Annotated in this window: 7 protein-coding genes and 1 pseudogene; 4 read left to right on the forward strand and 4 right to left on the reverse strand. The window is 63.0% G+C overall.

The window, feature by feature from the left end; all coding sequences use genetic code 11:
- A pseudogene (locus HX846_RS39785) lies at positions 1-157 on the reverse strand (peptide-methionine (R)-S-oxide reductase); the annotation flags it as partial.
- A 301-nt stretch (positions 158-458) separates the two neighbouring features.
- Here HX846_RS39785 and HX846_RS28305 point away from each other — a divergent pair.
- Together HX846_RS28305 and HX846_RS28310 are read left to right on the forward strand one after the other, a co-directional pair.
- Positions 459-1169: a response regulator transcription factor gene (locus tag HX846_RS28305; RefSeq protein WP_003217086.1), complete on the forward strand. Its 711-nt coding sequence runs from the start codon at positions 459-461 to the stop codon at positions 1167-1169.
- Positions 1166-2632, forward strand: a complete 1467-nt coding sequence (locus tag HX846_RS28310; RefSeq protein ID WP_177069575.1) for a HAMP domain-containing sensor histidine kinase — start codon at positions 1166-1168, stop codon at positions 2630-2632. The genes HX846_RS28305 and HX846_RS28310 overlap by 4 nt, the downstream gene beginning before the upstream one ends.
- Here HX846_RS28310 and HX846_RS28315 read toward each other — a convergent pair.
- Positions 2595-3536, reverse strand: coding sequence for an alpha/beta fold hydrolase (locus HX846_RS28315; protein ID WP_178966557.1), 942 nt, complete (start codon positions 3534-3536; stop codon positions 2595-2597). The genes HX846_RS28310 and HX846_RS28315 overlap by 38 nt on opposite strands.
- On the reverse strand, positions 3529-4455 hold the full coding sequence (locus tag HX846_RS28320) for an AraC family transcriptional regulator (protein ID WP_178966558.1): 927 nt from the start codon (positions 4453-4455) through the stop codon (positions 3529-3531). Before HX846_RS28320 ends, HX846_RS28315 begins: the two co-directional genes overlap by 8 nt.
- Before the next feature lie 97 nt (positions 4456-4552).
- On the opposite strand from HX846_RS28320, the gene HX846_RS28325 reads away from it, so the two are divergent.
- Positions 4553-5512, forward strand: coding sequence for an oxidoreductase (locus HX846_RS28325; protein ID WP_102369111.1), 960 nt, complete (start codon positions 4553-4555; stop codon positions 5510-5512).
- A gap of 58 nt (positions 5513-5570) precedes the next feature.
- Complete coding sequence (locus HX846_RS28330; protein ID WP_177040570.1) at positions 5571-6779, forward strand: serine hydrolase; 1209 nt, start codon at positions 5571-5573, stop codon at positions 6777-6779.
- On the opposite strand, the gene HX846_RS28335 is transcribed toward HX846_RS28330, so the two are convergent.
- Positions 6739-8463, reverse strand: a 1725-nt coding sequence (locus tag HX846_RS28335) for an ATP-dependent DNA helicase (protein ID WP_178966559.1), incomplete at its 5' end; no start/stop codon positions are given. The genes HX846_RS28330 and HX846_RS28335 overlap by 41 nt on opposite strands.

Raw genomic sequence — 8463 nt, forward strand, 5'->3', positions numbered from 1 at the left:
GCCATTCGGCGTCGGTGTGGCTGACTTCGAAATGTTCGGCGGCTTCGGCTTCGGCGATCAGGGCGGGACCGGCGTTGATTTTTTGCAGCAGGCCACCGGCGATTACCGCGAGGCCGAGGCCGCCGCCGGCGAGCAGGATCTGTCGACGTGAATACATGAGTTGCTCCTCACACAAGTGCGGATGGCTGGCGAAGCCCCTATGGCTGATAAACAAACTGTGGCGAGGGAGCTTGCTCCCGCTGGAGTGCGCAGCGCTCCCGGCTTTTTTGGGGCCGCTGCGCGACCCAGCGGGAGCAAGCTCCCTCGCCACAATGAGGGGGGCGTACTTTTGCCGTTGCGATGAGTAAGGTTAGGCCCGGGGTGGTCGCGGAATCCTCACGCAGAGTTAAACAATTCGTGATAACTACACTGTTGCAAAAGCCGCACAATGCGCGAATCAAGAAGACAGGTTTTTATCAATGGATCAGCCCAAACGTGTCCTGGTGGTCGAGGACGATGCCCATATTGCCGATTTGATCTGCCTGCACCTGCGGGACGAGCAGTTCGAGGTGGTTCACAGTGCCGATGGTGACGAAGGCCTGCGCCTGCTGGAGCAAGGCGGCTGGGATGCGTTGATCCTGGACCTGATGCTGCCCGGCGTCGACGGCCTGGAGATCTGCCGGCGGGCCCGGGCGATGACGCGCTACACGCCGATCATTATCACCAGTGCCCGCTCCAGCGAGTTGCATCGCATCCTCGGCCTGGAACTGGGGGCGGATGACTACCTGGCCAAGCCGTTTTCCATGCCGGAGCTGGTGGCGCGGGTCAAGGCGCTGCTGCGCCGGGTCGACGCCATGGCGCGCAACTTGAAGATGGACGCCGGCAGCCTCGACCTCGGCCAGTTGTTCATCAACCCGCTGACCCGTGACGCCACCCTGCAAGGCCAGCGGCTGGACCTCACGCCCCGGGAATTCGACCTGCTGTACTTTTTCGCCCGCCAACCGGGCAAGGTATTCTCGCGCATGGACCTGCTCAACGCCGTGTGGGGCTACAGCCACGAAGGTTACGAACACACCGTCAATACCCATATCAACCGCCTGCGGGCCAAGGTCGAGGCCGATCCGGCCAACCCGGCGCGCATCCTCACGGTGTGGGGCCGTGGCTACAAGTTTGCCGAGCAATCGGCATGAGGCTGACCCTTACCCAGCGCCTGTCCCTGGTGTTCGCGCTGTTGCTGCTGATTTGCAGCGGCACGTCGGCCTGGCTGCAAGTGCGCTCCAACCACATGCATGAACTGGAAGTGGTGCAAGGCCTGTCCCGCGACCTCGCCGCGCACATCGCCCGGGATACGCAGTTGATGGACGCCGACGGTCTCAAGCCGGACGCGGTGCGCAACCTGTTCAGCCAGTTGATGCTGGTAAACCCGAGTGTCGAGGTGTACCTGCTGGACATTAACGGGCGCGTGGTCGGCAACGCTGCACCCAGCGGCCATCTGCGCCGCGACCAGGTCAACCTGGAACCGGTGCGCCGTTTCCTCAGCGGCGCGATGCTGCCGATCCTCGGCGACGATCCGCGCAGCGTCGACGGCCTCAAGGTGTTCAGCGCCGCGCCACTGCGGGTCAACGGCCAGCAGGCCGGCTACCTGTATGTGGTGCTGCTGGGCGAAGCCCATGATGTGTTCGACGCCCGGGATGCCACCGGCATGGCACTGAACATTGCCCTGTGGTCCATCGCCCTGGTGGCATTGTTGTGCTTGCTCGCGGGTTTGACCGCGTTCGCCTGGATCACCCGGCCCTTGCGGCAACTGACCGAGAAGGTCGGCCAGTTCGACATCAACGGCGCACCGAAAGTCCCACAGGCCGTGGCGCCCGAGGTTGCCAGCCAGGATGAAATCGCCGTGCTCGACCACGCCTTCGTGCAGATGGAGAACCGCCTGGGTGAACAGTGGCGCGCTATCACCCATCAAGAGCAGGAGCGCCGGGAGATGGTCGCGAATATTTCCCATGACCTGCGCACACCGCTGGCCTCCTTGCATGGCTACCTGGAAACCCTGTCCCTGAAAGACGCCAGCCTGACCCCGCAGGAACGCCGGCGTTACCTGGGCATCGCCCTCGACCAGAGCCGCAAGGTCGGCGGGCTGGCCCAGTCGCTGCTGGAACTGGTACGCCTGGAACACGGGTTTGTGCAGCCGGTCATCGAAGGCTTTTCGTTACCCGACCTGGTGCAGGATATTTTCCAAAAGTTCGAACTGACCGCGGAAGCCCGGGCGATCACCCTCACCGCCAGCCTGCCACCGGTGGTGCCAACCGTATTGGCCGACCTGGGCCTGATCGAACGGGTACTCACCAACCTGCTGGATAACGCCCTGCGCCATACCCCGCCCAATGGCGAAGTTGAAGTGACCCTGGCCCCCAAGTCCGGTTTTGTTGAAGTCACGGTGAGCGACAGCGGCCCCGGGATTTCGGCGGATCTGCGCGAAGGTCTGTTCCTGCGCGCCTTCACCATTGGCGGGGCTCGACGCGATGGCGGCCTGGGCTTGCGCATCGTGCACCGGATCCTGCAACTGCACGGTCAGGAAATCCGCCTGATCGATGTGCCACGACGCGGCGCGACGTTCACGTTCGCCCTAGAAACCCGAGCAGCAGTTCGTTGACCTTGGGCCCCTGCTCGCTCTGAATCCAGTGGCCGCAGTTGGCCAGGACGCTTTGTTGCAGGTTCGGCACGACGTCGGGCATGCGCTTGAGGGTGTGGGCTTCGAACACGCCGACCGGGTCGCGGTCACCGATCAGGAACAGCGTCGGCTGCAGCACCTGCCTGCCGGCGAGGAACTCGGTGCGCTGCCAGTTGCGTTCGAAGTTGCGGTACCAGTTCAACGGGCCGCGAAAGCCGTCATTGGCGAAGGTCTGGACATACACGTCGAGGTCCTGCTGGCTGCACCAGGCCGGGAGCTTGGCCGGCAGCGGCACACCTTCCAGCAGCTTCGCGCTGGCGGGTTTCTTCTGCAGGAAAACGTCCTGGTCCTGCATGAACAGCCGTAATGTCCGCTCGATATCGGCATCCAGTTCCTTTTCAGCCACGCCCGGGGCCTGGAAGTACAGGATGTAATTGAAGCGATCGGCGTACAGCTCGCGCATGATCTCGATCACCGGCCTGCGGGAGCGTCCGGCGAACGGTACCGACATCGTCACCAACTGGCTGACGCGCTCTGGCTCGAGCAACGCCAGGTGCCAGGCCACCACGGCGCCCCAGTCATGGCCAATCATGACGACCCGGCGATGCCCGAACAGGTCCATGGCGCCCTGGATATCGGCGCACAGGGTCAGCAGGTCATAGTCGGCCACTTCCGGCGGCGCGCTGGATTGTCCATAGCCGCGCATTTCCGGGACAAACACCCGATAACCCTGGGCCACCAGCGCCGGAATCTGCTCGCGCCAGGAGTGCCAGCACTCGGGAAACCCATGCAGCAACCACACCGGCGGGCCGCTCTCGGGGCCGGCGATGTGCACGTTCAACTCAATGCCGTTGACCTTGACCTTCTGCTGCTGGATTTCACTCATCACTGGGTTCCTTGTGTGGGGTTCGCTCGCGGTATTCCCGGGGAGAACAAGCCATCACGCGCTTGAAAGCATTGCTGAAAGCGCTGTCTGACTGATAACCCAGGGACTGGCCGATCGTGGACACGCTGTTGTCGCTGGCTTTCAAGGCCTGTACCGCCAGGTGCATACGCCAGCGGGTCAGGTATTCCTGCGGTGCCAGCCCTACCCGTTGCTTGAAGTGCAAGGCGAAGGTGGAGCGGGATTGACTCGCCAGGCCGGCCATTTCACTCAATGTCCAGCGCCGGGCGGGTGCTGCGTGAATTTCCCGCAGCACCGGGGCCAGCCTTGGATCCGCCAAGGCTCCCAGCCAGCCGGTGGTATGGGTGCCCATGGAAGATTGATAGAGCCGCAGGATTTGCACCAGCATCATTTGCGCCAAATGCTCGGTCATCAGCGCCGCGCCTTGTAACGGGCTGGCGTATTCCCGGGCCAGGCGATCCAGGCACCAACGCAACACGGCGGCCTGTTCGGAGTTGGCACTCACCCGCAACACCGGCGGCAGGCTATTCAGCAACAGTCGGGCGTCGTCCCCGTAGATAAATCGTCCGCCGATCAAGAACAGATCCACCGTGGCACCCACCGTGGCGATGCCTCCCACCGCATCGGCATACACCTCACGTGCATCGAGTCCTTCAGGGCACAGATTGCTGGACAGCCTCCACGGGCGTGCCTGGGTCAACAGGAAACAATCTCCCTCATACAAGCGTATCGGTACTGCCAGCCCTTCCACTTCCAGCCAGCAACTACCCTCCACCACCGCGTTGAACTTGATGCCATCCGGCGCCGCAAAGTCAATGGCCCAGGTGCCCCCAGCCTTCAGGCCGGCGAAGGTCGAGCGATGGCTTTTTAACAGTGCCAGCACATCGGAAAGGGTATCCATAAAAGCTCCGGACGATCGCGACAGAAACACGGACTCTAGGGCATTCCGCGTCCGGGCTCCAGCGAGAGACTCTAGGCCTCCCATAAGGAGATCTTTCATGGCTGACAAACAAACCCCAATTGGCAGCGGCTTCGATGCCGGCACTACCGCCCAGCAAGCCTTGGCGGGCAGCGATTTGCGAGGCAAGACGGTGATTGTCACCGGTGGCTACTCTGGCATTGGCCTGGAAACGGTTCGCGTGTTGGTCGACGCGGGTGCGCAGGTGATCGTTCCCGCGCGGGATCCTGAAAAGGCCGAACGCAACCTCTCGGGCATCATCGGTGTTGAACACGCCAGCCTGGATTTACTCGACCCGATTTCCATCGACCGTTTTGCCGAAAACTTCCTCGCCAGCGACCGGGCATTGAACCTTCTGATCAATAGCGCCGGAATCATGGCCACACCACTGCAACGGGATACGCGAGGTTTCGAAGCGCAGTTCGCCACCAACCACCTGGGCCACTTCCAGCTAACCGCGCGGTTGTGGCCGGCGCTGCGTGAGGCTAATGGCGCACGAGTGGTTTCGGTATCATCCCTCGGCCATCGTCTCAGCCCTGTGCATTTCGATGACCCGCAATTTGAACACCGCCCCTATGACAAGTGGCTCGCCTACGGCCAATCAAAAACCGCCAACGCACTGTTCGCGGTAGCACTGGACCGACGAGGTAAAGCGGAGGGTGTGCGCGCATTTTCCGTGCACCCGGGGGAAATCCTCACCGACCTGATCCGCTACCTGGACAAGGACGACCTGGCATTCGTCGGCGCACTGGATGAGCACGGCAATATCCGCCGCGCCAGTCACTACAAGAGCCCCGAGCAAGGCGCCGCGACCTCGGTGTGGTGCGCTGTCAGCCCGCAACTGGAGGGCATGGGCGGACTCTACTGCGAAGATTGCGATGTGGCCGCTTCGTCGCAGGATGACACCAGCCGTAACGGCGTATGGCCCTGGGCTGTCGACCCGGAGCAGGCCGAACGCTTATGGGCAGTGAGTCAGCAGTTGTGCAATGTCACGTTGTAGTCCGGGACCCCAGCGTTCATATTTGGCAGTCATGCACTGCCAATGAGCGACCTGAACCATGCAGCCTCCTGCCAGATACCTCGTGCCCCTTGCCGCCTCCCTTTGCGCCACCCTCGCCTGCGCCGACAGCCACGACCCACTGCTCGCCAAGCGCGTGGATGCGGTGGTCGACAGCGCCATTGCCGACAATCGCCTGGTGGGCACCGTGGTGCTGGTGCTGCGGGACGGGCAGCTGGTTTATCACCGTGCTGCCGGCTTGGCGGACCGCGAAGACGGGCGCCCGATGACAGAGGACACGATCTTTCGCCTGGCATCGGTGACCAAACCGCTGGTATCCGCCGCCGCGATGCACCTGGTGGAACAAGGTCGCTTGGGCCTGGACGATCCGGTCAGCCGCTGGCTGCCCGACTTCAATCCCAAGCTGGCGGATGGCACCATCCCGGTGATCACCGTCAGCCAGTTGCTTAACCACACAGCCGGCCTGAGCTATGGATTTCTGGAAAGCCCGCACGGACCCTACCGCACCGCCGGGGTTTCCGATGGTTTGGGCGAGCCGGAAATCAGCTTTGCCGAGAACCTGAAGCGCATCGCCAGCGTGCCCTTGAGTTACCCGCCGGGTACCCGCTGGCAGTATTCGATGGCCACCGATGTGCTGGGTGCGGTGCTGGAAAAGGCGTCCGGCCAGAGCCTGCCGGCATTGCTCCGCGACTCGGTGACCGAACCACTGGGGCTAAGCGATACCGGGTTTTCCGTGACGGATATAAAACGCCTGTCCGCCGCCTATCAGGATGGCTCGCCACAGCCGTTGCGCATGGTCGACAAGGCCACGATCACCTCGGGCAACAGCACCGCGCTGTTTGATGTGCGGCGGATTCTCGATCCCCAGTCCTACCCTTCCGGCGGCGCAGGCATGGCCGGGACGGCAGGTGATATTGCGCGGTTCCTGGAAACCATTCGCCGGGGCGGCGCTCCGATCCTGTCGGCACACAGCGTGCAGTTGATGGTCACCGATTCGGTCGGCGCCAAGGCGCAAACCCAGGACCCGGGCTGGGGGTTCGGTTATGGCTGGGCGGTGCTGGATGACCCGGCGTTGACAGGCACACCGCAATCCCGGGGCACCTTTGAATGGGGCGGCGCCTACGGTCACAGCTGGTTTGTCGACCCGCAGCAGAAGCTTACGGTGGTGGCACTGACCAATACGGCTTACGAAGGCATGTCCGGCCAGTTCACCCACCAGTTGCGGGATGCGGTGTATCCGCCGCAGTGATCGACCACCAGCGCGGCAATAACTGCCGCACTCGCGCTTCGCCAAACCGGTCATCAATCAGCATTACCACCCCTCGGTCCTGCTGGCTGCGGATCACCCGGCCCGCGGCTTGCACCACCTTCTGGATGCCCGGATAAAGGTAGGTGTAGTCATAACCGGCGCCGAAAATCGCGCCCATCCGCAGCTTGAGCTGCTCGTTCACCGGGTTGAGTTGCGCCAGGCCCAGGGTGGCGATAAACGCGCCGATCAGCCGGGTGCCCGGCAGGTCGATGCCTTCGCCGAATGCGCCGCCAAGCACGGCAAACCCGATGCCCTGGCTGTGCTGGGTGAACTGGTCGAGAAATGCCTGGCGTTCAGCCTCGGCCATGCCCCGTGACTGCTGCCACAGCGGGATGTTCGGGTGTCGCTCGGCAAGCAATTGCGCCACTTGCTGCAGATAATCAAAACTGCTGAAAAACGCCAGGTAGTTGCCCGGCGCCTGGGCAAACTGCGCTGCAATCAGCTCGACGATGGGCTCCAGGGACGCCTGGCGATGCACAAACCGGGTGGAGATCCGGTCGACGATATGCACCCGCAGCTGCTCGGCCTTGAACGGTGATTCCACATCCACCCAGGCCGTGTCGGGCGGCATTCCCAGCAAGTCCGCGTAGTAGTGCCGTGGGCTCAGGGTTGCGGAAAACAGCACGCTGCTGCGGGCCGCCGTCAGCCGGGGCCGAATGAATTCGGCGGGCACCACGTTGCGCAGGCACAGGTTCGATGAACTGCGCTTGCCGCTGAGTTCGCGTTTGCTGATGTCGAAAATGAAGTGTTCGTTGAACAGCTCGGCGACCTTGGCAAACTGCAACGCCTCGAAGTAGAAGGCTTGCAGTTCGCCATTGAGTGCTTCGGGATAGTCGTTGAAATATTCACCCATAGCGCTGGTGCACAGACTCAGCGCCTGCAGCAGTTTGTCGGGTTTCTGGGCGTAGGCCTGATAAGGCGCCACTTGCTCCTTGTGCAGGGCATTCCACTCACGGTTCAGGCGCTGGAGCGGCTTTTTCAGCGGCTCGGGTGCGATCTCGCGCAGGGTCTTGAGCGTGTACTGGTCGAGGGCCGCGCTGTACATCGAGCGGCCACGCTCCACCAGGTTGTGGGCTTCGTCCACCAGCACCGCGACGCGCCACTGGTTGAGCTGGGCCAGGCCGAACAGCATGGCGCCGAAGTCGAAGTAATAGTTGTAGTCGGCGACCACCACGTCGGCCCAGCGTGCCATTTCCTGGCTCAGGTAATAGGGGCAGACGTCATGGGCCAAGGCGACTTCCCGCAGGTTGCGCTGGTCCAGCAGGCGCACGCGGGAAGCAGCTTCGCGTGCCGCCGGCAAGCGGTCATAAAAACCCTTCGCCAGTGGGCAGGAGTCGCCGTGGCAGGCTTTGTCCAGGTGTTCGCAGGCCTTGTCCCGCGCCACCAGCTCCAGCACCCGCAGTGGCAGATCGGGGCTGCTGTCATACAGCACCTGCGCCGCATCCAGCGCGAGTTTGCGGCCCGGGGTCTTGGCGGTCAGGAAGAACACCTTGTCCAGCTGTTGTGGCGCCATTGCCTTGAGCATCGGGAAAATCGTGCCGACGGTCTTGCCAATTCCGGTAGGCGCCTGGGCCATCAGGCAGCGGCCGGTGCTGACCGCCTTGTAGACCGTTTCCGCCAGGGC

This window comes from Pseudomonas sp. K5002 (assembly GCF_013386655.1).
Lineage (GTDB): Bacteria > Pseudomonadota > Gammaproteobacteria > Pseudomonadales > Pseudomonadaceae > Aquipseudomonas.

Excerpts from the sequence above, each read along its gene's own strand:
- HX846_RS28305 (WP_003217086.1), top strand. The coding sequence starts at position 459 with ATGGATCAGCCCAAACGTGTCCTGGTGGTCGAGGACGATGCCCATATT.
- HX846_RS28310 (WP_177069575.1), top strand. The coding sequence starts at position 1,166 with ATGAGGCTGACCCTTACCCAGCGCCTGTCCCTGGTGTTCGCGCTGTTG.
- HX846_RS28315 (WP_178966557.1), bottom strand. The coding sequence starts at position 3,536 with ATGAGTGAAATCCAGCAGCAGAAGGTCAAGGTCAACGGCATTGAGTTG.
- HX846_RS28320 (WP_178966558.1), bottom strand. The coding sequence starts at position 4,455 with ATGGATACCCTTTCCGATGTGCTGGCACTGTTAAAAAGCCATCGCTCG.
- HX846_RS28325 (WP_102369111.1), top strand. The coding sequence starts at position 4,553 with ATGGCTGACAAACAAACCCCAATTGGCAGCGGCTTCGATGCCGGCACT.
- HX846_RS28330 (WP_177040570.1), top strand. The coding sequence starts at position 5,571 with ATGCAGCCTCCTGCCAGATACCTCGTGCCCCTTGCCGCCTCCCTTTGC.